The sequence below is a fragment of the Lipingzhangella halophila genome (genome assembly GCF_014203805.1).
Lineage (GTDB): Bacteria > Actinomycetota > Actinomycetes > Streptosporangiales > Streptosporangiaceae > Lipingzhangella > Lipingzhangella halophila.
Window position 1 is genome coordinate 1,495,492 of sequence record NZ_JACHJT010000001.1, and the last position, 21,211, is coordinate 1,516,702.

The window sequence follows — 21,211 nt, forward strand, 5'->3', positions numbered from 1 at the left end:
GATGTACACCCCGACCGCGGCATGGGAACCAAGAAACCCGAATCCGTTGAACCCGGGGCGCGTCAGGACCGGGTTTCCGCATGGCCTCCTGCCGCGCGCTTACGGCTTCGCGGCCCGTGCCACCGCGGTTCGGGCGAGGTAGTCGTGTGGTCCCCGCCGCCCCCGCGTGAGCAGCACCGCTGCCACGTAGCCGACGAGCAGGAGGTTGGCCGCGTAGAGCGCCGCGAGGACGATACCGGGCGGCGAGTGGCCGAGGTACTCCTCGTAGTAGATCGTGCGGAACACCGCCCAGTGAGCCAGCTCCCAGGGCGCGAGCTTCGCGATAGTCCGCACGGCCAGGGCGCCCGGGCCGGCGCGCCGCCCGGTGCGTGAGGTGACCACCAGGCCCGCTACGCGCTTGCCGACAGTCGCCTGGCGTGTCGCCTCGGTCCCGAAGAGGTAGAGACCGACCGGGGCCGTCAGCGTGGCGAACGCGATGCCGTGGGCTCCTGCCACGCCGATGGCCGAAAAGAGGTCGGGGACTCCGCCCGACGTGGTGTAGTACACCGCCATCGTGGTGGCGAACAGGACGGCGACGTAGCCGCCGATCACGGCACCGTCGATGCCGAGGGCGACGAGGCGGCATGCCAGGAGGGGGCGGGGAAGAGAGGGCACGGTGGCATTGTCGACGTGTCGAGAATCAGGACGCAATGCCCGCACCGGGCCGGAGGCGGGCACTAGGGCCTGCCTCAAATGTGGTTGATGCTCGGTGCTGTTGAGATCTTGGCGGCGTAGTCCGGCTGAGTGTTGCCCGCCTCGTGAGTCCGGTGAGTTGCTCGGTCGACGCTGATGCCGAGGAGAGCCCGCTGATGACGCCGGATGGCGTTTCACTGGCCAGCTCCATCAGCCCTCGCGTCACGCGGGGAGGTAGCCGTGGAGGAAGGTGCGGACACCGGAGGTGACGATCTCGTGGATGTCGGCCTCACGGGTGATGCCCAGACCGTGGTGGAACGGGGCGACGCCGTGGACGAGCAGCATGATGAACTGGGCGGCTGCCTGGTGGGGGTCGGGGATGTGCAGCAGCCCTCGGTCGACGAGTCGTTGGAGGTGGCCGGCGAGTGCGGCGATGACGCGTTCCGGTCCGGCCTTTCGCCACGCGTCGATCGTGTCCTGGGGGAGGTGCTCGGTGTCGGCGAGGAGGTGCCGGACCAGGGCGAAGTGCTCGGCGAAGTGTTTGGCGTGCCCGGTCATCGGGGTGGCCAGGGCTTGTCCGAGCTCGATCAGGTCAGCCTCGAGGTCGGTGACCTCACGCAGGTGCGTGTCGATGAGCGCGACTTGGGCGTCGGCGACTTCTGCGGTGCTTTCCGTGATGACTGCCTGGAACAGAGGCAGCTTGCCATGGAAGTGGTTGTAGATCGTGCGGGTGGATACCCCGGCCTCGGCGGCGATCGTTTCGACGCTCGCGCGGGTGTAGCCGCCGTGGGCGAACACTGTGCGGGCGCCGGCCAGGATCGCCCGGCGCTTGTCTGGTAGTCCTCCGTGGGCCTGTGCCGGGGCGCCCTCGTGCCAGGTCATCCGTGGCCTCCACTTCGTTACAACGACCATTGTACGCACTGCAGTACAACGTGTATTGTACATGCCGCAGACCTCGGTCGAGAGGAAACGTGAGGAGGAGTCCTATGACCCAGATCGCGATCATTCTGGGCAGCACCCGCCCCGGGCGCCGCGTAGACACTGTGGCCCAATGGGTCGCCGAGGCCGCCGGCCGGCACCCCGCCGTCCAGGCCGGAGAGGCCAGCGTCGAACTCGTCGACATAGCCGACCACGAACTGCCGTTGCTGGATGAGCCCGCGCCCGCAGCCACCGGTATCTACCAAAAAGCACACACCAAGCGGTGGGCGGCCACGATCGACAGGTTCGACGGGCTCGTGTTCGTCACCCCGGAGTACAACAGCGCCATCCCCGCCGCGCTGAAGAACGCCATCGACTACCTGTGGGCGGAATGGAACCACAAGGCAGCCGGAATCGTCAGCTTCGGGCTCTACGGCGGCACCCGCGCCGCCGAGCAACTACGGCAGACCCTGGCCGAGATCAAAGTCGCCGATGTACACGCCCAAGTCGCGATCAACCCGTACGTCGACTTCGACTTCACCGAGGCCGAGGCCGGCGTCTGTGCCCCCGGCGAACGCCAAGAAGCCCTCCTGACCACCATGCTGGACGAGATCCTCGAATGGTCCCGAGCCCTCCGAGTGCTGCGGGCCCCCGCAGCGAGCGCCGGTCCCCGGCCCGGGCCGACCTGATCCACGCGCTCGACTGCACCGGCATCTCAAGTGGACGCCTTTCCACACCGAGGTCATCGCAGACACCACCCGCTACCCCCCACGAGAAGGACCCAGGATGAAGGTAGAGGTATACGACGACATCGCGTGCCCGTGGTGCCGCCTCGGCACGCACCAGTTCCACAGCGCCGTGGCCGCGGCCGGTGCGGAACCGGACGTCGAGCTCGTCCATCGGCCGTACCAGCTCATGCCCGACGCGCCCGAGGAGTCCCGGCCACTGATGGACACGGTGGTCGAGATGTTCGGTCCGGAACAAGCTGAGGCGATGGTCACGGAGATGACACGGGTCGGCGCCAACGAAGGGATCGAGTACAGATTCGACCGTGCGATTGCGGTCAACACCTTGACCGCGCACCGACTGCGGTGGCTCGCCCTGCACGAGCACGGTGCCGAGGTGCAGGCAGCACTGGCGACCGCCCTTTTCGACGCGTACTTCCGCGACGGCGTGAACATCGCCGACCACACGCGACTCACCGAGCTGGCCGAGTGGGTCGGCTTGGCTGGCCGCCGGGTGCGGGACTTCCTCGCCTCCGGGGAAGGGGAGGCCGAGGTACTTGAGCAAGTCGCCGCAGCGCGGCGGGAGGGCGTCACCACCGTGCCGAGGTTCGCCTTCGAGAACGGCGAGCTGCTCGTCGGTGTCACCAGCACCCAGGCGTTCGGCGACGCCCTCCGGAAGGCCAGCGGCCGGTAATCCACCCCGGCCGCGATGAGGAACGACTCCGAATAACACCGACCCCCAACCCGCTAGTCGCGACGCCAGCGGACCTGCCGACGTCCGACCGTGTCAGTGATCGAATAGGGAGGTCTCCGGTAGATCGGTCATCGACCAAGAAGACGATCATCCGGAGATCTCCCGTGCCAAGAGTAGCGGTGAGTGGACGTGGTGACTTAACCGATGCGCAGTGGGCGCTGATACAGCCGCTGCTGCCGGTCAGTACCAAGTCAGGGCGCCCGCCGAGGTGGACGAAACGCCAGCTCATCGATGGGGTTCGGTGACGGCTCCGCACGGGGGCTCCGTGGCGCGATTTACCCGACGACGGCGTCGAGGGCCTCGGCCACGGCCTTCGGGATCAGGGCGATCTCGTCTTCCGTCACTGTCAACGGTGGGGAGACCGCCAGCGCGGTGGCCAGCGGCCGCACGATCACTCCGCGCTCCCGCGCGGCTCGGGCCACCCTGGCCGGCGCGGTCGTGTCCGCGCCCAGCACCTCAGGGGCGAGTTCCACCGCGCCGAGCAGGCCGACACCACCGCGCACGTCACCGACCGCCGGGTGCTCGTGAAGCGTACGCAACGCGTCGTACAGCGGCCGCTCCAGCGCGTCGGCCCGCGCCAGCAGGTTCTCGCGTTCCAGGATGTCGAGATTGGCCAGTGCCGACGCCGCGGCCGTGGGATGGCCCGAGTAGGTCTGGCCATGCGGCAACGAACCGCCGTCGCCTTCCCAGAACGGCTCCGCCAGCCACCCGGCGACGGCGACACCCCCAAGCGGGACGTAACCGCTGGTAACCCCTTTGGCGAAGGTGATCATGTCGGGAGTCAGGTTCCACCGCTCGACGCCGAACCATCCCCCGAGCCGGCCGAAACCGCAGATCACCGCATCGGCGACGAACAAGATGCCGTGCTCAGCGCAGATCTCGGCGGCTGCCTCCAGGTAGCCGGGTTGCGGCGGTCGCACACCGCCCGCGCCGATCACCGGCTCGCAGAAGAACGCGGCGATCTTGTCGGCGCCGATCCGGTCGATCGTGGTACGCAGATCGTCGATGTCGTCGTGGGCGACCCGGCTGGTGCCCTCGATCAGCGGGCCGTACCCCTCACGGTTCGGGTCGATACCGCCGATGCTGGTGCCCAGGCCGTGCGTCCCGTGGTAGGAGTGCCGCCTGCTCAGGATGTGCACCCGCTCCGGGGACCCCTGGCGTATCCAGTATCGCCGAGCGAGCTTGACCGCCGTGTCGATCGAGTCGCCGCCACCGGAGGTCAGGAAGATCCTGGCGTCCGGCATCGGCGCGAGCTCGGACAGCCGGTGCGCGAGCCGCTCGGCAGGCTCGTTGGTGAAGTCGTTGAACACGAAGTACGCGTCGAGCCGCCGCAGCTGTGCGGCCACCGCGTCGGCGATCTCGGCCCGACCGTGTCCGACGTTGCAGTACCACAGCGCCGCCGTGGCATCGAGGTACCGCCCGCCTTCCCGGTCGTAGATCCAGGCGCCTTCGGCTCGGTCGACCAGGAACTGCCGCTGCTTCACCTCGGCCATGTTGGCGAACGGGTGCCACAGCCGGGTCGGTCCGGATTCGGTCGCTGACGTGTGCATACCGCCTCCTCTGTGTTGGTGGTCCATTCTTCGCACACCTCGGCCGTGTTGGCGTTCGCCGTAATGTCGACATGTCTCGCCACTGGCGCGCCGTTTCGTCCAGTAGCCGTTCAGCTCACTCGGCCTGCCAGGCCGGCAGCGCCAGCAGGCACTCCGCGCGCCCGTGCGCCGAGCCGACGGGCAGGTCGGACGATCCGTCCAGCACGAGCCGTGCCAGTCCCCTCGTCACCCCCCCCGGGACCACTGCCCCAAGAGCCCCGACGGCTTTCCGGAGGCGAGCGGCCGTTCTGCCGCATCCCCGCCTGTTGCATCCGGAACGCCTTCCGCTTACTATTGAAACGGAAAGAATTCCGATTATTGGCGGCGGTGTCCGTGGCGGCTGTACCGCTGGCGGGCCCGTCGTCGCGGTGCGGTGTCCTGCTGCGGGGGAGAGGGGAATGAGCGCATGACAGCAATCGAGGTGGCTGCGGGGACCATCGTTCTCTACGCCGATATCGGCTGCCCCTGGGCCCACATGGCGCATTACCGCCTCGTCACCACCCGTTCCCGCCTCGGCCTGGAAGAGAAGGTGCGGTTCGACGTCCGGCCCTTCCCGCTGGAGCTGATCAACGACATGGCCACGCCCAAGTTGATCCTCGACGCGGAGGTGCCCGTCGTGGGCGGCCTGGAGCCCGGCGCGGGATGGCAGGTTTGGCAGGCGCCCGCCCACGACTACCCGGTCACGACCCTTCCGGCGATGGAGGCGGTCGAAGTGGCCAAGGAACAAGGACTGGAGGCCGGCGCCGCGTTCGACCGGGCGCTGCGCAGGGCGCTGTTCGGGCAGAGCCGGAACATATCGATGCGCCACGAGATCCTCGCCGTGGCCGAGGAGTGCGGTCTCGACGCGGAGGCGATCCGGGACGGCCTGGTCGCCGGGCGGACGCGTGCCTACATCGAACAACAGGTTCCGCTGTGCCGGGGCGAGACGGTACAGGGCAGCCCGACGTTGTTCTTCCCCGACGGGAGCCGGGTGCACAACCCCGGCATCCGGGTGCGGTGGGAGGGCGCCGAAGGGGTCGGATTCCCCGTGGTCGAACGGGACGACCCCGGCGTGTACGAAGAACTCCTGCGCCGGGCCCTCCTCTGAGCCGCGGGACAGAGTTCACCACGAAACGGAAACGGAGTACCCCCATGACGGCAAAAATCGCGGTCATCTACTACAGCTCGACCGGCCACGTCCACCAGCTCGCCCGCGAGGTGCACGCCGGGGCGCAGGACGCGGGCGCCGAGGTCCGCCTGCGGCGGGCGGCAGAACTCGCGCCGCAGAGCGTTATCGACGAGGAGCCCGACTGGTACGCGAACCAGCAGGCCACCAAGGACATCCCGCAGGCCTCGCTCGAGGATCTGGTGTGGGCCGACGCCTACGTGTTCGGCACCCCCACCCGGTACGGCAACGTCTCCTCCCAGCTCAAGCAGTTCCTGGACACGACGGGCGGACTCTGGTTCGAAGGCAGGCTCGCCGACAAGATCGTCAGCGGGTTCACCAGCGCCGACGAGACCCACGGAGGCCAAGAGACCACCATCACCAGCATGTACAACGTGTTCATGCACTGGGGCGCCATCATCGTCCCGCTCGGCTACACCGACGCGGCGGTCTCCGCCGCGGGCGGCAACCCCTACGGAGCCAGTAGCACCCACCGCGAGAAGAACCCGACCAAGGAAGAGCTCGCCGCAGCGAACTACCAGGGCCGCAGAGTGGCCGAGACCGCTGCCGGGTTCGTCCGCGGCCGGGTCTGACCGGTCCCCCCGCGGCCCTCGTGCGTTACCGCCCGCAGAGGGCCGCCCGCCGCCCGCGGCCCCAGGGCCCCACCCGGCCACCACAGCGGTCGACGATCGCGTCGGCGGCCGGGTGGGGCCCTGCCTGCTGCCGCAAGGCGGGCCCGGCGGCGAGGGCGGGGCCGTTGAGCGCGGGCCCCGCCCTCCTACCTACGCAGCGGACCCGGCTCAGGAACGGGCCGAGATGCGGTGGGTGAGCCGGAACACGTCCCGCGGATCGTAGTCGCGCTTCACGCGGACCAGCCGCTCGAACGTCTCCGGCTCGTAGGCGGCCCGCACGTGGTCCGGAGTGGATTCGTCGGCGGATTGGAAGCACAGGAACGGGCCGCCGGAGCCCCAGGGCGCGAGTGCGGCGACCAGCCGTTCCTGGTGCCGCTGGACGGCTCGGGCGTCGGGCTCGGGAACGCCCGCGGTGAAGACGGTGAAACCCCGGTTCCGGTTGCCGACCGCGTTTCCCGGTTCCGGGGGACGCGCCAGAGCCCCTCCGAGGTGGCGCAGTTCCACCACGGCCAGAGGGGAGTCCGTACCGGGGCCCGCGTGGTCCAGGAGGACGTCGACCACCTCGGGGCCGAGGCCGTCGAGCACGGTGGACCGTTCGTAGTAGGGGCCGGGTTCCGTGGGGTCGCCGTTGATGGTTCCCACGTCGGTGAAAGGCATGTCCTGGACGGTGTCCAGAAGCGGTGGGCCGGCGAGGCGCATGGGTTCGAGCAGGCGCCGCCCTTGCTCCTCCGGGCCGCAGTAGGCGACCCGGAGGTGGACCGCGAACCGCCCCCGGACCTCGCCGGGTACCTCGGGGACGGGCGGGAAACGGGTCAGGGCGACCGAGGAGGTCATCTCCTCCGGGAGGGCCGCGGTCCACCTCCGGTAGGCGTGCAGGATGTCGGCCGCCTTCTCCCCGGGGAAGAACAGGCCGCCGCCGTAGAGCCGCGGCACCGGGAACAGGCCGATCACCATAGACGTGACAACGCCGAAGTTGCCCTTCCCGCCGCGCAGCGCCCAGAACAGGTCCGGATGCTCCTCCGCGGAAGCGGTGCGCGCGACGCCGTCGGCCGTCACCACCTCGAAGGAGCGGACGTTGTCCGCGGCGTAGCCGCGGCTTCGCCCCAGCGGCCCCAGGCCGCCGCCCAGCGTGTACCCCACCGCCCCGACCCGCGGTGCCGACCCGCTGGGCGGAGCCAGCCCGAACCCGAAGGCCGCGTCGATCACCTGCTCCCAGCGGGCCCCGGCCCCGATCCGCGCTGTCCGGGAAACCGGGTCGACGCGGACCTCGTTCATCTGCGCCGTGTTGACCAGCACGGCACCGTCGGTGGGCACCGCCTGGCCGTGGCCGGTGGCGTGGACCGCGATGGGCAGGCCGTGCCGGGCCGCGAAGCGCACCGCCTCCCGCACATCGTCGTCGCCGTCCGCGGTGACGACGACCGCGGGGCGGTGGACGAGGGCGGTGTTGTGCCCCGATGATCCGGCCGCGTAGCCGTCATCTCCGGGGAGGAGTACGCTTCCGCGCACCCGCGGGCGCAGGTCTACCGCATTGTGGAGACCGGGCGCCGCTCTGGCGTCGGCAGTGTTCACGATCGTCTCCCTTCAGGCGCATTCCCCCGACGCCGCGTCCGATGATTCCGGCGCCCGGCATGGGAGTCCTGCTCTTGGGGTGGTCGGCTGGACGCGCACGGTCACACCACGGGCGGTTCGGCTGCGCCGGAACTCGCCCGCATCGCGTCGAAAGAAGGCCGGTATAATCGGAATTTCTTCCGTTTATAACGCTAGCGCATGCCCGGAGTCCGGGCAAGGACTAAGCGGAAGGTCTTCCGCTATGCTGGGCCGTCCTGCTCGGCCACCCGGTGGAGCCTGCCGACCGCCGCAAGGAGGAGCTGTGGAGGAGGAGACGAACCCGGCCGAACGGCCCGCCGCCCTGCCGCTGCTCGACCAACCGGTGACCGAACGCGTGGACGCGGCGCGGAACCGGCGCAAGATCCTTGCGGCGGCTTCGCGGATTCTGGCCGCCACTGGTCCTGAAGGCCTGGTCATGGAGGAGGTGGCCGCAGAGGCGGGAGTGGGCGTAGGGACCCTGTACCGCCGCTTCGGCGATCGGGCGGGCCTCGCCTACGCACTGCTCGACGAGGAGGAACACGCGCTTCAGGAAGGGGTGCTGGCCGGGCCGCCGCCCCTCGGTCCCGGAGCCGATCCCTTCCCCCGCCTGCGCGCCTTCCTGCACGCACTGCTGCGCACGGTGGCGCGCCAAGGCGGACTGCTCGTCACCGCGGAGATGAACAAACCGCACGCGCGTTTCACGGCCGACGCCTACGGAGTCCACCACCTCCACGTCAGCAGCCTGCTCCGGGCGGCCCGCCCCGATCTGGACGACCACGTGATGGCCGACATCCTGCTCGCGCCGCTGTCCGGGGTCTTCGTCACCTACCAGCTCCAGGCCGGCGAGAGCGACCTGGAGCGCATCGCGGCGTGCCTCGACACGCTTATCGACGGCTTGGAAGCCGGGGCCTCCTGACAATCGAGGGGAAGTTCCGGGACCGCCGCCGTCTCCGGCACGCCCTGCGAGAGGGCGGGCTTTCGTGCCGTTTCACCGGGGCTGTAAAGATAACGGTGCAGCTCCGAGGGAATAGGAGCTCACCAGGAGCGCCAAGAAGCAAGTTGCGACAGACCCTGGAAACCAAGGGCGGGAGTCGACGCCGGTGACCGCACCGACAGCACTTGACTGAGTGACCCGAAGCGTTGTGTACCTGCTGCGGCGGGTGCTTGGCGAGTCGTCGGCTCAGGTATCGGTGCTCGGGTTGTAGGGCCTCGCGTCCAGCAAAGTGACGGTGAAGGTCTTGCCGTTCGGCGTCTGGTAGGAGCGCTGTTCGCCTTGGCGCGCCCCGAGCAGGGCGGCGCCGAGGGGTGACTCCGGGGAGTAGATCGCCGTCTCCTCCTCGACCGCGCGGTCGCGTACTCCCAGCAGGAAGGTCTCGGGTTCGGTCCCGTCTCCGTAGTCGACGGTCAGCACCATTCCGGGTTCGGCGACGCCGTCGTCGGGCGGCGTCTCGCCCACAACGGCATTCCGCAGCAGCGCCTGGATCCGGGCGACGCGCGTGGTGCGGACGTCTTCGCCGGGGTGAGGGCCGAACTCCGCCTCGGCCTCCGGATCGGCGTGTGTTGCGGAGAGGAACTCCAGCTCCCTACGCAGCCGAGCGTAGGTGGCGGGCGTCAGCCAGGAGGTCGTGTGTGCCATGGGAACCTACTTCTTTCGCGCCGTCGGCCCCGCTGGAGGCGGAGGCGACGAATGTGATGTCTGCTTGGGCGTGACAGGGGGTGCCCTGTCTCTCGATAGGACGCGTTCTTGGCGGTGGGTTGGGGGGTGGGCACACGTGCGCCAACGCAGCGCTGTGCCCTCGGCGCCGGATTCAGGGACAGCTGTCCGCGGAGAAGGCCCGCTCGGACGGTCAGCGCAGCGGGTCGAGCGGTGCGAGATCCGGGGGCGGTTTCCCGGTGCCGATTGCCTCAGCGAGGAGTCGTCCGGTGACCGGGCCCTGCGTCAGCCCCCACATGCCGTGCCCGCCCGCGGTGAAGAGTCCCGGGATCCGTGTCCGCCCGACAAGCGGCAGCCCGTCGGCAGTGACCGGCCGCGGACCCACCCATTCGTTGGTGCGTTCCTCCAGGCCGGCAATCTCCAGGTATCGGCCCGCCGATTCGGCGATCCGTCGGGGCCGAGTGCTGCGCATCGAGGCGTCGGGGGAGTCGAACTCCATGGTGCCCGCAACCCGCAGCCCGGCCCTGAAGGGCGTGCAGGCCACCCGCACCTCGGGCAGGTACACCGGTGTGGGAACGGGGTCCGTCGTCGGAGCCAGGAAACTGTAGCCCCGGCCAGCGGCCAGCGGGACCCTGATGCCCCACGAGTGGGCCTGCCGACGCATCCATGCGCCGGTGGCGGCCACTACAGCCTCGGCCGACTCCGTCTCGCCATGCTGGGAGCGCACGGTGAGTGCGGAACTGTCGGACTCCAGCGCTGAGACCTCGAACTCCTCGACGATGGCCCCGCCCCGACGGCGAACGGATTCCGCCAGGGCCTGGGTGAACAGGCCGGGATCGAGGTAGCGCTGGCCCATGATGCGCACTCCCGCGCGTACGCTCCCCGACGCTTGGGGGAGCGCCTCATGGACCTGTGCGCTGCTCAGCGGCGCGAACTCCAGCGGCAGCCCCGCGCGCGTGGATTGCCGCAGTTCCGCCAGCAGGTGTGCGGCCGAGCGAGGGGAGGAGAACAACGCGGTGATGGGAGCCGCCGTGCTCGCGACATCCACCCCGGAGTCCCCCAGCAGGTCGTAGGCGTCCAGGCAACCGCGATTGAGAGGGAGCGTCCCCTCCAGAGCGTGCTGCCACGCCCTAGGGCGGCTGTTCCAGGCGAAGCCTGCCAGAAACCGGGTGAGCCCGGGGGCCGCGGGGTCGGGAATCGACAGCGGTGCTCGCGGGTCGGCCAGCGCACGCGGGCCATACGCCAGGATTCGCGGCTCGTTGATCGGCAGGGCGAGGCCCGGCGACAGCCAACCGGCGTTGCCCCACGACGCACCCGAGCCGACCCGGCCGCGGTCGACGACCGTCACCCTGATTCCGTACTCCTGCAGAAACCATGCTGTCGACAATCCGACGACTCCCGCGCCGACGACAACGACGGTGTCCGGAATCGGGGCATCTCCGGTTCCCCCCATTTGCCCTCTTCTCCTCCCCCGGTCATCTGGTCGCGGTATCCAGCCTCGGCCATCGCAGCCGAGTCCGCATTGTCCTGAGCAAACGAAAAGAGGCTACAGTTTTGGTACTGCAGAACAATCGGTGGAAGAGGGTCGGTGATGATCCGCTTGGAGCGGCTGCTCACGGTCCTCGGCGGTTACGGGGCCCGGTCGATCGGCGCCCGCCTGACGCCGGGGGAGCTGATTCGCAGCGTCGCGGTGCACGATCCCACACGGTCCGAACCCGACCAGGGCGACATCTTCCTGGCGGTCGGCGTGGAGGATGCCTCAGCGGCCACCGGTCTCGCGCGAGCGGCCGGCGCGGGCACTGCTGTCGTACGCAGCCAGGCCGACGAGCGGTCCCCGGCTGCCGTGATGGCCCGCGAGCGCGGAACCGTGCTCTTGGCCGTCGACCCGGCCGTGTCGTGGAGCCAGCTGGCGGGAGTGGTGTACGGCCTGGTCCTGGAAGGCGGCGAGACGGAGTCGGGACGCGGCCCCGCGGACCTGCCCTCGCTTGCTGACACCATCGCCGCGCAGGTGGGTGCCCCCGTGACGATCGAGGACGAGCGCTTCCGGGTCCTCGCGCATTCCGACGGCCAGCAGACAGCGGATCGAGCACGTGTCGAAACGGTTCTGAGTAGGAGCGTGCCCGCAGGCCTCCGGCGCTTCCTGGACGACGCGGGGGTGGCCGCTCATCTGGCGGCGTCGACGGAGCCGATCTTCGTGCCGGCGTCCGCGGAACACGGTTTCAACGGCCGCACGGCAGTCGCGGTCCGGGCGGGCCGCGAGATGCTGGGTTCGGTTTGGGTCATGGCGGAGCGTCCACTCGACGACGAGCGGGCGGCGCTGCTGAAGGACGGCGCGGGTACCGTGGCGCTGCACTTGCTGCGCACGCGCGTCAGCGCGGACCTGGAACGCCAGGTCGAGTCCGACCTGGTCAACCGGCTTCTCGAAGGTGGAACGGATCCGACCGAGGCCGGGAGCCGACTCGGCCTGACGTCCCAGAGCCACCGTGTCATCGCGCTGCAGGCGCATACTCCGCAGGAGCGGCATGCGGCGGCCTTGTTGGCCTTCGAACGAGCCACCACCGGGTTCGGCTGGTCGCGGGCCGCACGCAGCACCATTTTCGGGAGCACGGTCTACACGATTCTGCCCTGCGGGAGCGGGGCCGCGGCGGCACAGGAGTGGCTGCGCACCACCTGCGCCGGCCTCCCCGCCCATGTGATCGTGCACGCCGGAATCGGGGGACCGGCCGACCTCCCCGGCCTCCCCGAAAGCCGCCGCGAAGCCGACGAAAGCCTCAATCTGCACGCGACGCTCGGCTCCGGCGCGTCTCCCGTTGCCTACGACGAGTCCTGGGACACCGTCCTACTGCACCGCCTCCGCCTGGCCTCTGGCTCCGGCCGCCGACCAGCGGAGGGGCCCATTGCTAGTTTGGCTTCCCACGACGCCGCTCATAGCACCCACTACGTGCCCACCTTGCGGGCCTGGCTGCGGGCCCACGGCGACCCGGCGGAGGCTGCCCGGATCCTGGGCGTCCACGCCAACACCGTGCGTTACCGCATGAAGCGCATGGGCGAGCACGCCGACCTGCGCCTGGACGATCCCCGATCTCGGTTCGCCTTGGCCGTCGCCGTGGAGACCATGCCGGCCACGGGCGATACCGGATAATGGCAGCGCCGCCTGAGGTGGCACACCGGCGTTAGCTGCTGTTCCGTAAAGAAGACCTCCAGTTCCGCGAACGCGAACTGCCCCGGTGCGTCCGGCCGGCGGGTGGGGAGGCTCCGCAGGAGCGGTACGGCGGCACGTTCGGCCGTCGTCCCGAACGGGTTCTCCCCGGCTGCTCCGCCGTTGCTCCCGTTCGTCCTGGTCCCGGTGCATCCGGGTAGCTCCGTGCTCGCCATTCGTGCGGTGCCGATCAGTGAACGGGGTGGGGGGCCGCGGCGGGATCCGCGTCGGCGTTGGTGGCCACGATCCTGCCGTTCCCGATCAGGATTCGGTGGTCAGCGCGCAGCGCCGCGTCGGTGTCGTGCGTCGCGTGAATGACTGTCACCCCGCCCGCGCTCACCTCCGCGAGCAGGTCCGTGATCGCGGTCTGCGCGTCGGGGTCGAGGCCCGCGGCGGGCTCGTCCAGCAGGAGCAGGTCGGATTGCTGCGCCAGCCCTTGGGCGAGGAGGGCGCGCTGGCGCTGTCCACCCGAAAGGGAGCCGAGGGTGCGGGAGGCCAGCGCGCTGATCCCCAGTCGTTCCATACACGCGTCGATGAGGGCCCGATCGGCGGCCTTGGGGCGTCTCCAGGCGCCGAGGTGCGCCCAGCGCCCCATGGCGACCGTGTCGCGCACGGTGACGGGAAGCCGGTCCGGGGCGGCGCTGCGCTGGACGACGAGAGCGGGGTGCTCATCGTGTGCGCGACGCACCGTCCCGGAGGCGGGGGAGTGGACGCCGGCGATGACGCCCAGGAGGGTCGATTTCCCCGACCCGTTCGGCCCGACGAGCGCGGTGACGCGGTGGGCGGGGATGTCCGCGTTGACCTGGCGTAGCGCTGTGGTGGCGCCGTAGACCGCGGAGACATCGCGGAGCCCGACGGCAACCGGTGTGGGGCAGACCATGCGACCTCCATTGATAACGATAATGGTTTTCATTGTATGTTGGTCCGCGTGGATTGGTTGTTCGCCCCATTCGAAGTCTCCTTCGTCGCGCGGGCACTCGTCGCCGGCGTGCTGGTCTCGGGTATCTGTGCCCTGGCCGGCGCGTGGGTGGTGCTGCGCGGCATGGCGTTTCTCGGTGACGCGATGGCGCACGGGATGCTGCCCGGAGTCGCCCTCGCGTCGTTGCTGGGAGGGAATCTGTTCCTCGGGGCGGCGCTGAGTGCCGTGGTCATGGCTCTCGGGGTGACCGCTCTGACGCGGTCGCCGCGGATGTCCCAGGACACGAGTATCGGTCTGCTCTTCGTTGGCATGCTGTCGCTGGGTGTGATCATCGTGTCGCACTCGCAGTCCTTCGCCGTGGACCTGACCGCCCTGCTGTTCGGCGATGTGCTCGCGGTGCGCCCGCGTGACCTGGCCGTCCTCGCGGTCGCGCTCGCTGGAGCCGCGGTTCTTTCGCTCGTGGGCCATCGCGCGTTCGTGGCGCTGTGCTTCGACTCCCGTAAGGCCGTGACCCTCGGGTTGCGTCCCCGCCTCGCGCACGCCGGAATGCTCGGCCTGGTGACCCTGGCCATCGTCGCGTCGTTCCACGTCGTGGGCACGCTGCTGGTGTTCGGCCTGCTGATCGCCCCCGCGGCGGCGATGGTGCTGTGGGCCCGGCGGATCCCGGTGATCATGCTGGGCGCCGCGATCCTGGGCGCGTTGTCGACGTTCACCGGGTTGCTCGTCTCGTGGCACACGGGCACCGCGGCTGGGGCCACGATCACCGCGACCGCCGTCGTCCTCTTCTTCCTGTCCGCGGGGGCGACATACGTGTGGGGACACCGCCCGGCGACCCGCGCGGTCGCCGCGGACGGACATCCCGGAAAGGATCTGGTGTACACGCGATGAGACCGCCTGCCAGAAACAGCGTCGTGCTCGCCGCCGCATCGGGAGCGCTGATGCTCGCGGGATGCGGTGCCGGCGAAGCCGGCGAGAGCGACGAGAGCACGCCGCACGGCTATGTCGAGGGTGCCGAGGAGACCGCGGAACCCCAGTGGCGCCTGGTCGTGGCCGACGCCGAGAGTGGCGCGCTGCGCATGCTGGATCCGGCGACCGAGGAGATCACCGAGGCCGGGGAGGTCCCCGGGGTACGCGAGGCCGTTACCGACGGGCGGTTCGTCTACCTCGGCACCGGCGCCGAGGCCACCGTGTTCGACAGCGGTGCCTGGACGGTCGACCACGGCGACCACGTGCACTACTACCGCACCGAACCGGACATGCTCGGCACGACCGGGGCCGGCGACGGGCTCCGCGCCGCCGGAGACCAGGCGGTCACGGCACTGACCACCGACGACGGCAGCCACGTGCTCGACCGCAACGCACTGGAAGAGGACGGCGAGGTCAGCGAGGCCGCGACCGTCGATGGCGCGGCGGCCCTCTCCCTCAACGAGCGGCTGCTGGTCGCCGGCACCGGCGAGTCCGGCGCGTTCCAGGTACTCGCGCGGGACGGTGAGCCCGCGGAATCGGAGGTCACCGAGGACTGCCCTGATCCGGAGGCGCAGGCCTCGACCAGGCGGGGAGCCGTGTTCGGGTGCTCCGACGGCGCCGTCGTGGTGACCGAGGAGGACGGCGGTGATCTCGCGGCGGAGCGGATCCCCTACCCCGACGGCGCCGACCCGGTGCGGTCCTTCCACCACCGTCCCACCACCCCCGTTCTGGCGGGAGAGACCGGCGACGGAGCGGTGCGGGTTCTCGACATCGCCGCGGAGGCCTGGACTCCCATCGACACGGAGGAGCCCGTCCTGGCCGCGAGCGCGGCGGGCGAGGACCTGCCCGTCCTCGTTCTCGGTGCCGACGGTGCGCTGCGCTCGTACGACCCGGAGTCGGGGGAGGAACTCGCCGGGACCGACCTGCTGGAGGCGCCGAGCGGTGGCGCCTCGGAGCCGCGGATCCGGATCGACACCAGCCGCGCCTACGTCAACGATCCCGCGGGCCGGGTGGTCCACGAGATCGACTACAACGACGACCTCCGGGTGGCGCGCACCTTCGAGTTCGACATCACCCCCGACCTCATGGTCGAGACGGGGTGGTGACCGTGCGTCCGTCCACTCGTACCGCCGGGCGCCCCTCCCTCGCGCTCCTGGCGGCCTGCACCGCCGGGCTTGTCGGGATGACCGGATGCGCCGCCTTCTCGGGCGACCGTTCCGGCATCGTCGTCACCACCAACATCCTCGGCGACGTCACCCGCGCCATCGTCGGGGACGAGGCCGAGGTCACCGTGCTGATGAAACCCAACGCCGACCCGCACTCGTTCGGCATCTCCGCCGAGCAGGCCGCCTCGTTGGAGGAGGCCGAGCTTATCGTCTACAACGGGCTCGGCCTCGAAGAGGAGGTACTGCGCAACGTCTCCGCCGCCGAGGAGGCCGGCACGCCCGCCCTGGAGGTCGGGGCGAACGTCGACCCGATCGACTACGCCGGCGGCGACTCCGCCGGGGAGCCCGACCCGCACTTCTGGACCGACCCGCTGCGCATGGCCGACGCCGCCGACCGCATCGCCGGAGAGGTCACCGAGCGCGTTGACGGCGTGAACGAGGAACAGGTCCGCGCCAACGCCGAGGAGTACCGGTCCCGGGTCGAGGAGCTGCACGAGGAGACCACCGAACGCTTCGCCGATATCCCGCCGGAGCACCGGAGCCTGGTCACCAACCACCACGTGTTCGGCTACCTCGCCCAGCGCTACGACTTCGACGTCATCGGCGCGGTCGTGCCCAGCGGCACCACTCTGGCCTCGCCGAGCAGCGCGGACCTCAAGTCGTTGGCCGACGCCGTCGACGAGGCGGGTGTGCCCGCCGTCTTCGCGGACTCCTCGCAACCCGACCGTCTCGCCGAGGTCATGGCCGACGAGGCCGGAGTCGACATCGAGGTGGTGCCCCTGTTCTCCGAGTCGCTCACCGAGGAGGGCGGGGGAGGAGCCACCTACCTGGAGATGACCCGCTCGAACACCGACGCCATCGCCGAGAGCCTCGCGGGCCCCTGAGAACCCCCCAGCAGCAGTCGGTGCCGCGCTGCTCGCGCGTTACCGACCCCTGCGAGAGTTAGGAGTACGAGAATGGCACAGAGAAGTACGCACCGCTCCCTCGGCGGCCGCACCGCCGTCCCGGTGCTGCTCGCCGCGGGACTCGCGATGAGCGCATGCGGCAACCAGGCCGGGCCCGCTGACGAAGGGGGCGCGCCGGAGGTCACCGACGCCCTCGCGGCCACCTACGACGGCGGGATCCTGGTGATCGACGGTGCGACGTTGGAGGTCGTCGAGGACATCCCCCTCGACGGGTTCAACCGGCTCAACCCGGCCGGTGACGGTACACACGTGCTGGTGTCCACCTCCTCGGGGTTCCGGGTCCTCGACGCCGCGGGTGCCGAGCTCAGCGACGACGAGTTCGAGGCACCCGAACCCGGCCACGTCGTGCACCACGCGGGCAGGACGGTGCTCTTCTCCGACGGCACCGGCGAGATCACCATCATCGACCCCAACGACCTCGGGGACGGGCTGCCCGATACCGAGACGCACACCACCGAGGAGCCCCACCACGGTGTCGCCGTTGAGCTGGAGAACGGCGAGCTGCTGGTGACCCTCGGCGACGAGGACGAACGGCCCGGCATCCAGGTGCTCGACGCCGACGGCGAGGAGGTCACCCGCACCGAAGACTGCCCGGGTGTGCACGGTGAGGCCACCGCCCGGGACGAGGCGGTGATCGTCGGATGCGAGGACGGGCTCGTCATCTACCAGGACGGCGACATCACCAAGGTCGACAGCCCCGATGACTACGGCCGCATCGGCAACCAGGCCGGCGACGAGGAGTCGCCGTACGTGCTCGGCGACTACAAGACCGATCCCGACGCGGAGCTGGAGCGCCCCGAGCGGGTGTCCGTCACCGACACCGAGAACGGCGACCTCGAACTGGTGGACCTGGGCACGAGCTACAGCTTCCGCTCCCTTGGCCGGGGGCCCGACGGGGACGGGCTGGTCCTGGGCACCGACGGCGCGCTGCACCGGATCGACATGGAGTCCGCCGAGGTCACAGACTCCTACCCGGTGATCGACGACTGGACGGAGCCCATCGAGTGGCAGGACGCGCGGCCCACGCTGTTCGTACGTGACAGAACCGCCTACGTGACCGACCCCGGAGAGAACATGCTCTACGCGGTGGACACCGGTTCCGGTGAGGTCACCGGCGAGACCGAGCTTCCCGAGGCTCCCAACGAGTTCACCGGGTTGGCGACCGGCTGACCTCGTCCTCCTCCGGACCCCGCCGGCCCCGCCCCCGAGAGGGGCCGGCGGGGTCCGATGCCGGCGCGTCCGGTGCGACGCAGACGTCGATGCTCTCCCGGGTCCCCCACTGCACGATCCGGCGGCAGGTCAGCATCGCGTAGAGGTAGACCGGGCGCAGCACGATCAGGCGCCACGCCCCGGCCACCGGGGCCAGTAGGTACAGCAGGACGTGGTAGGCGGTGGACTCGTCGCTGCGCCGTACCGTGAAGATGCGCAGGGCCATGATGTAGTTGATGGCGGTGCCGATCACCAGCCCCGCCAGGGCGATATCCCGCCACTGCTCGCGCAGCGCCGGGTCGAGGAGGATGACGACCGGGATCACGAAGCCCAGCAGCAGGTGCAGGTACTCCGTCACGGTGCCCCAGAACACCACCCCGGCCAGCGGCATGTACCGCAGCCACCACAGGTGGCGGACGGTGGTCCCACGCATCCAGCGCAACTGCTGACCGAAGTAGTGGCCCAGCCGCTCGGGAACCAGGGTGAACACCAGCGACGAGGGCTGATGCACCGTATCGCCGCGCAGCAGCGCATAGAACGTGAGCATGGAGTCGTCGTTCATCTGCATCGGACGACCCCAGAAGTGCTCGTTCTCATAGGCGCCCGCCGCGGCGCGCACGGTTTCGCCGCGGTAGAACGCCAACGTGCCGGAATTGATCGTCACCCGGCGCAGTACCGATTGCGCGCTGCGGAGCCCTCGGGTGAACGGCAGGTACAACAGGCAGGTCAGGCGGGTCAAGAGTGTGGCCCGACTGTTGAGTACGATCACATGGCCCGCGACCGAGCACACCGCGGGATCGGCGAAGGGGTGCAGTCCTTCGCGTACGGCGTTGCGGTCCATGATGGAGTCGCTGTCCAGCGTGACGAAGACGTCGGCCGGGTCATCGGCCAGGACGTGCATCTGGGCGAACCGCTTGCCGCGGTTGGCCGTGCGGTCCCACGTGGCCTTCACCCCCGACTCGGCGGCCTGCGCCAGGAATTCGTCGCGGACCCGGGAGTAGTCCATGGGCTCGCCGGTGGCGGGGTCCGCCGAGCCGTCGTCCACGACCCGCACCCGCTGCACCGGTCGGCTCTGCTCCAGCACCGAGCGCAGGCACATGCGCAGGATCCGCGGATCCTCGTTGTAGACGGGGACCTGCACGGTCACCGTCAACCGATCCAGCGCCTCCCGCTCAGTCGCCTTAACACGAGCGGGGCGGTCGAACCAGGCCAGCGGCACCCACCACAGCAGCAGGAAGCACACGAGCCACACCATGCCCAGGTTCACCGAACCCCCGGCGTGCGCGGTGGCCGCGTTCACGAGATGCGCCGCTCCCCAGCAGGCGAAACCGAGCAGCGCCAGCGTGCCGCAGATTATCGCCACACCCGGGTGCGCGCAGTCCGCGGTCGGGAGCGAGGACCGCTGCATGCGGGCAGGCGAGGTGTGGGAGTCGTTCACCGCTCGACCGGGCCGACGCCGCGACGGAACGTGAGCCGAATCAGCAGGGCGCCGGCAACAACGAGGACCAGCCCGGTGATCACCAGCCAGTAATAGCCGGTCGTGAATCCGGTCGCTGCGAGAGTGGCGCCCGGTCCGGACGTGGAGCCATAGTTCACGGGAAGCCTCCGACGAAACGTTTGCTCAGTGACGTTCCCTCTATGCCACGCGGGGCGGCGCGGCCGCACGTGACACACCGTGGTCCCGACAAAACTTGACCATCCCCCAACGAATGCCGGCGCAGGGGGAGGACATTGAGGAGGCGTGCCAACAGTTCCACCGGCCGTCAGGTTCGGACATCGGCCAGCATGCTCCCGTGGACGTGACCTATGCGCGCGGAGCGAAGCCATCGATTCCCCGAACGCGGGGTTCAGCCACCTGGAATTTGAGCGGTGCGGCACGTACCGGGCGCGGCAGTGTCATCCGGAGCCTTCCCGTCTCCGGGGCCGGCCGCGGGAACGATCGGCTGCCGGAGAATGGTTCGCTGCTTCTCGGGTGCGACCTTGCGGGAGTCGCTGAGGTAGATCTCGTGGTGCTTGCCGGTCATGCGCAGCCCGTTGTCCGGGATGAACTCGCGGTGCATCCGCGCGAGCACGTCCGCCTCGTCGTCGTAGGAGCCGATGTGCAGCGTCTGCACGCAACGCTCCTCGGACAGCGTCTCCAGGCGGATGTCGTTCAGCCGCCTCGGTCGGTTCTTGGTCCCGACCCGTTCGAGGGCGGTGGTGAACATGTCCTGGCCGATCCAGTCCGGGACCATGATCATCAGTGTCCAGTCCCACCGCGACTTGTCGCGCGCCGCCGTGAAGGCGTCCATGTCCTCGGCCCACCACAGGCCCTCCAGAGGCATGACGACGTAGTCGCGTCCGAGGTCGCGTTTGCTGGCGAACTTCAGCTTATAGGCCACCGGGTAGAGCGTTCCGATCGCTTCGGTGAACGCTGGTGAGGTGTTCGGGTCACCGTGGCCGTCGATCATGAGGTACCGCAGCTCGGGTACCTCCACGATCCGGAACCGACCTCGTGTCGCCTGGTAGGCGTCGAGGCTCTTCTTGAAGTCAGTCTTGTCCGTCATCGGGCACCTGGACTCGGCTGGCGAGCCACGACCTTTCCGCCTCCAGGAGGCTCAGTGAGTACGAGAACACCTCGCGCGCCGGCAGCGGGAGGGGAGCTTGCTTCTGTTGCGCTTCCTGGACAGCGGCGATGCGCTCCTCGACCCGGGCGAGCCTGGTGCCCAGCGCCTGGACGTACTCCCGCTCCGAGAGCAGCGGGAGGTTGGCGACGCCGACCAGAAGCGGGTGCGCGACCGGGCGCGGTTCCTCGATGAGAGCGAGCGCATTGAGCCTCGCGGCCTCTCGTCCGGCTGGGGTGGCCTGGAAGACGCGGCGCGACTTCGCGGCAGCGGGAGCCTCGGGCACATGGACCAGACCGCGCTTCTCCAGCTTGGTCAGCAAGTAGTAGATCGACGAGAATCCGATGTCTGTCCACTGCCGGATACCGCGGCGCTCGATCACCTGTTCCAGGTCGTAGCCATGTTGAGGGCGTTCGATGAGCAAACCGAGGACGGTCAGCTCAGCCCGGGTCAGTTCCACATCGGTATTCTAGCACTAGAATACCGAGGCGTATCCAGCTCGGCGAGCG

At 69.7% G+C, this 21,211-nt stretch carries 21 protein-coding genes and 1 pseudogene; 11 read left to right on the forward strand and 11 right to left on the reverse strand.

Annotated elements, in window-relative coordinates; genetic code table 11:
• Positions 1-99 precede the first annotated feature (99 nt).
• Both F4561_RS06710 and F4561_RS06715 read right to left on the reverse strand, forming a co-directional pair.
• Complete coding sequence (locus tag F4561_RS06710) at positions 100-654, reverse strand: RDD family protein (RefSeq protein WP_184575828.1); 555 nt, start codon at positions 652-654, stop codon at positions 100-102.
• 240 nt (positions 655-894) lie between these two features.
• The gene (locus tag F4561_RS06715) at positions 895-1,554 is read right to left on the reverse strand and encodes a TetR/AcrR family transcriptional regulator (RefSeq protein ID WP_184575830.1); all 660 of its coding nucleotides are present in this window, start codon (positions 1,552-1,554) and stop codon (positions 895-897) included.
• A gap of 104 nt (positions 1,555-1,658) precedes the next feature.
• Between F4561_RS06715 and F4561_RS06720 the strand changes: the two genes are divergently transcribed.
• From F4561_RS06720 to F4561_RS33610, 3 genes and pseudogenes are all read left to right on the forward strand, one after another.
• On the forward strand, positions 1,659-2,279 hold the full coding sequence (locus F4561_RS06720) for an NADPH-dependent FMN reductase (RefSeq protein ID WP_184575832.1): 621 nt from the start codon (positions 1,659-1,661) through the stop codon (positions 2,277-2,279).
• 97 nt (positions 2,280-2,376) lie between these two features.
• On the forward strand, positions 2,377-3,009 hold the full coding sequence (locus tag F4561_RS06725; RefSeq protein WP_184575834.1) for a DsbA family oxidoreductase: 633 nt from the start codon (positions 2,377-2,379) through the stop codon (positions 3,007-3,009).
• A 179-nt stretch (positions 3,010-3,188) separates the two neighbouring features.
• Positions 3,189-3,311 (forward strand): annotated as a pseudogene (locus F4561_RS33610) (transposase); the annotation flags it as partial.
• A 33-nt stretch (positions 3,312-3,344) separates the two neighbouring features.
• Here F4561_RS33610 and F4561_RS06730 read toward each other — a convergent pair.
• On the reverse strand, positions 3,345-4,562 hold the full coding sequence (locus tag F4561_RS06730) for an aminotransferase family protein (protein ID WP_221445816.1): 1,218 nt from the start codon (positions 4,560-4,562) through the stop codon (positions 3,345-3,347).
• A 502-nt stretch (positions 4,563-5,064) separates the two neighbouring features.
• Between F4561_RS06730 and F4561_RS06735 the strand changes: the two genes are divergently transcribed.
• Both F4561_RS06735 and wrbA read left to right on the forward strand, forming a co-directional pair.
• Positions 5,065-5,745, forward strand: coding sequence for a DsbA family oxidoreductase (locus F4561_RS06735; RefSeq protein WP_184575839.1), 681 nt, complete (start codon positions 5,065-5,067; stop codon positions 5,743-5,745).
• Positions 5,746-5,789: 44 nt separating this feature from the next.
• On the forward strand, positions 5,790-6,395 hold the full coding sequence (wrbA, locus tag F4561_RS06740) for an NAD(P)H:quinone oxidoreductase (protein ID WP_184575841.1): 606 nt from the start codon (positions 5,790-5,792) through the stop codon (positions 6,393-6,395).
• 207 nt (positions 6,396-6,602) lie between these two features.
• On the opposite strand, the gene F4561_RS06745 is transcribed toward wrbA, so the two are convergent.
• Positions 6,603-8,003, reverse strand: a complete 1,401-nt coding sequence (locus F4561_RS06745) for an FAD-binding oxidoreductase (protein ID WP_184575843.1) — start codon at positions 8,001-8,003, stop codon at positions 6,603-6,605.
• Positions 8,004-8,304: 301 nt separating this feature from the next.
• Here F4561_RS06745 and F4561_RS06750 point away from each other — a divergent pair, with 301 nt between their 5' ends.
• Positions 8,305-8,937 (forward strand): TetR/AcrR family transcriptional regulator, encoded by a 633-nt coding sequence (locus F4561_RS06750; RefSeq protein WP_312885172.1) that lies wholly within the window; start codon positions 8,305-8,307, stop codon positions 8,935-8,937.
• A 264-nt stretch (positions 8,938-9,201) separates the two neighbouring features.
• On the opposite strand, the gene F4561_RS06755 is transcribed toward F4561_RS06750, so the two are convergent.
• Positions 9,202-9,657, reverse strand: coding sequence for a GreA/GreB family elongation factor (locus tag F4561_RS06755; RefSeq protein ID WP_184575848.1), 456 nt, complete (start codon positions 9,655-9,657; stop codon positions 9,202-9,204).
• Positions 9,658-9,868: 211 nt separating this feature from the next.
• A complete protein-coding gene (locus F4561_RS06760) occupies positions 9,869-11,128 on the reverse strand; it encodes an NAD(P)/FAD-dependent oxidoreductase (protein WP_184575850.1) in 1,260 nt (419 codons plus the stop codon).
• A gap of 138 nt (positions 11,129-11,266) precedes the next feature.
• Between F4561_RS06760 and F4561_RS06765 the strand changes: the two genes are divergently transcribed.
• Positions 11,267-12,817: a PucR family transcriptional regulator gene (locus F4561_RS06765; protein WP_184575852.1), complete on the forward strand. Its 1,551-nt coding sequence runs from the start codon at positions 11,267-11,269 to the stop codon at positions 12,815-12,817.
• Positions 12,818-13,064: 247 nt separating this feature from the next.
• Here the strand turns inward: F4561_RS06765 and aztA are convergent, their stop codons facing one another.
• Positions 13,065-13,754: a zinc ABC transporter ATP-binding protein AztA gene (gene aztA / locus F4561_RS06770; protein WP_184575854.1), complete on the reverse strand. Its 690-nt coding sequence runs from the start codon at positions 13,752-13,754 to the stop codon at positions 13,065-13,067.
• A 48-nt stretch (positions 13,755-13,802) separates the two neighbouring features.
• Between aztA and aztB the strand changes: the two genes are divergently transcribed.
• From aztB to aztD, 4 genes are all read left to right on the forward strand, one after another.
• On the forward strand, positions 13,803-14,681 hold the full coding sequence (gene aztB / locus F4561_RS06775) for a zinc ABC transporter permease AztB (RefSeq protein ID WP_184575856.1): 879 nt from the start codon (positions 13,803-13,805) through the stop codon (positions 14,679-14,681).
• The gene (locus tag F4561_RS06780) at positions 14,678-15,865 is read left to right on the forward strand and encodes a hypothetical protein (RefSeq protein ID WP_184575858.1); all 1,188 of its coding nucleotides are present in this window, start codon (positions 14,678-14,680) and stop codon (positions 15,863-15,865) included. Before aztB ends, F4561_RS06780 begins: the two co-directional genes overlap by 4 nt.
• Positions 15,859-16,809 (forward strand): zinc ABC transporter substrate-binding protein AztC, encoded by a 951-nt coding sequence (aztC, locus tag F4561_RS06785; RefSeq protein ID WP_376773644.1) that lies wholly within the window; start codon positions 15,859-15,861, stop codon positions 16,807-16,809. The genes F4561_RS06780 and aztC overlap by 7 nt, the downstream gene beginning before the upstream one ends.
• Before the next feature lie 72 nt (positions 16,810-16,881).
• A complete protein-coding gene (gene aztD / locus F4561_RS06790; RefSeq protein ID WP_184575860.1) occupies positions 16,882-18,060 on the forward strand; it encodes a zinc metallochaperone AztD in 1,179 nt (392 codons plus the stop codon).
• On the opposite strand, the gene F4561_RS06795 is transcribed toward aztD, so the two are convergent.
• The 4 genes from F4561_RS06795 to F4561_RS06810 form a co-directional block, all read right to left on the reverse strand.
• Complete coding sequence (locus F4561_RS06795; RefSeq protein WP_184575861.1) at positions 18,038-19,507, reverse strand: glycosyltransferase family 2 protein; 1,470 nt, start codon at positions 19,505-19,507, stop codon at positions 18,038-18,040. The genes aztD and F4561_RS06795 overlap by 23 nt on opposite strands.
• A gap of 26 nt (positions 19,508-19,533) precedes the next feature.
• On the reverse strand, positions 19,534-19,695 hold the full coding sequence (locus F4561_RS06800) for an LPXTG cell wall anchor domain-containing protein (protein ID WP_184575863.1): 162 nt from the start codon (positions 19,693-19,695) through the stop codon (positions 19,534-19,536).
• A gap of 251 nt (positions 19,696-19,946) precedes the next feature.
• Positions 19,947-20,645, reverse strand: a complete 699-nt coding sequence (locus F4561_RS06805) for a GyrI-like domain-containing protein (protein ID WP_184575865.1) — start codon at positions 20,643-20,645, stop codon at positions 19,947-19,949.
• Positions 20,629-21,162 (reverse strand): PadR family transcriptional regulator, encoded by a 534-nt coding sequence (locus F4561_RS06810; protein WP_184575867.1) that lies wholly within the window; start codon positions 21,160-21,162, stop codon positions 20,629-20,631. The genes F4561_RS06805 and F4561_RS06810 overlap by 17 nt, the downstream gene beginning before the upstream one ends.
• Between the last annotated feature and the right edge of the window lie 49 nt (positions 21,163-21,211).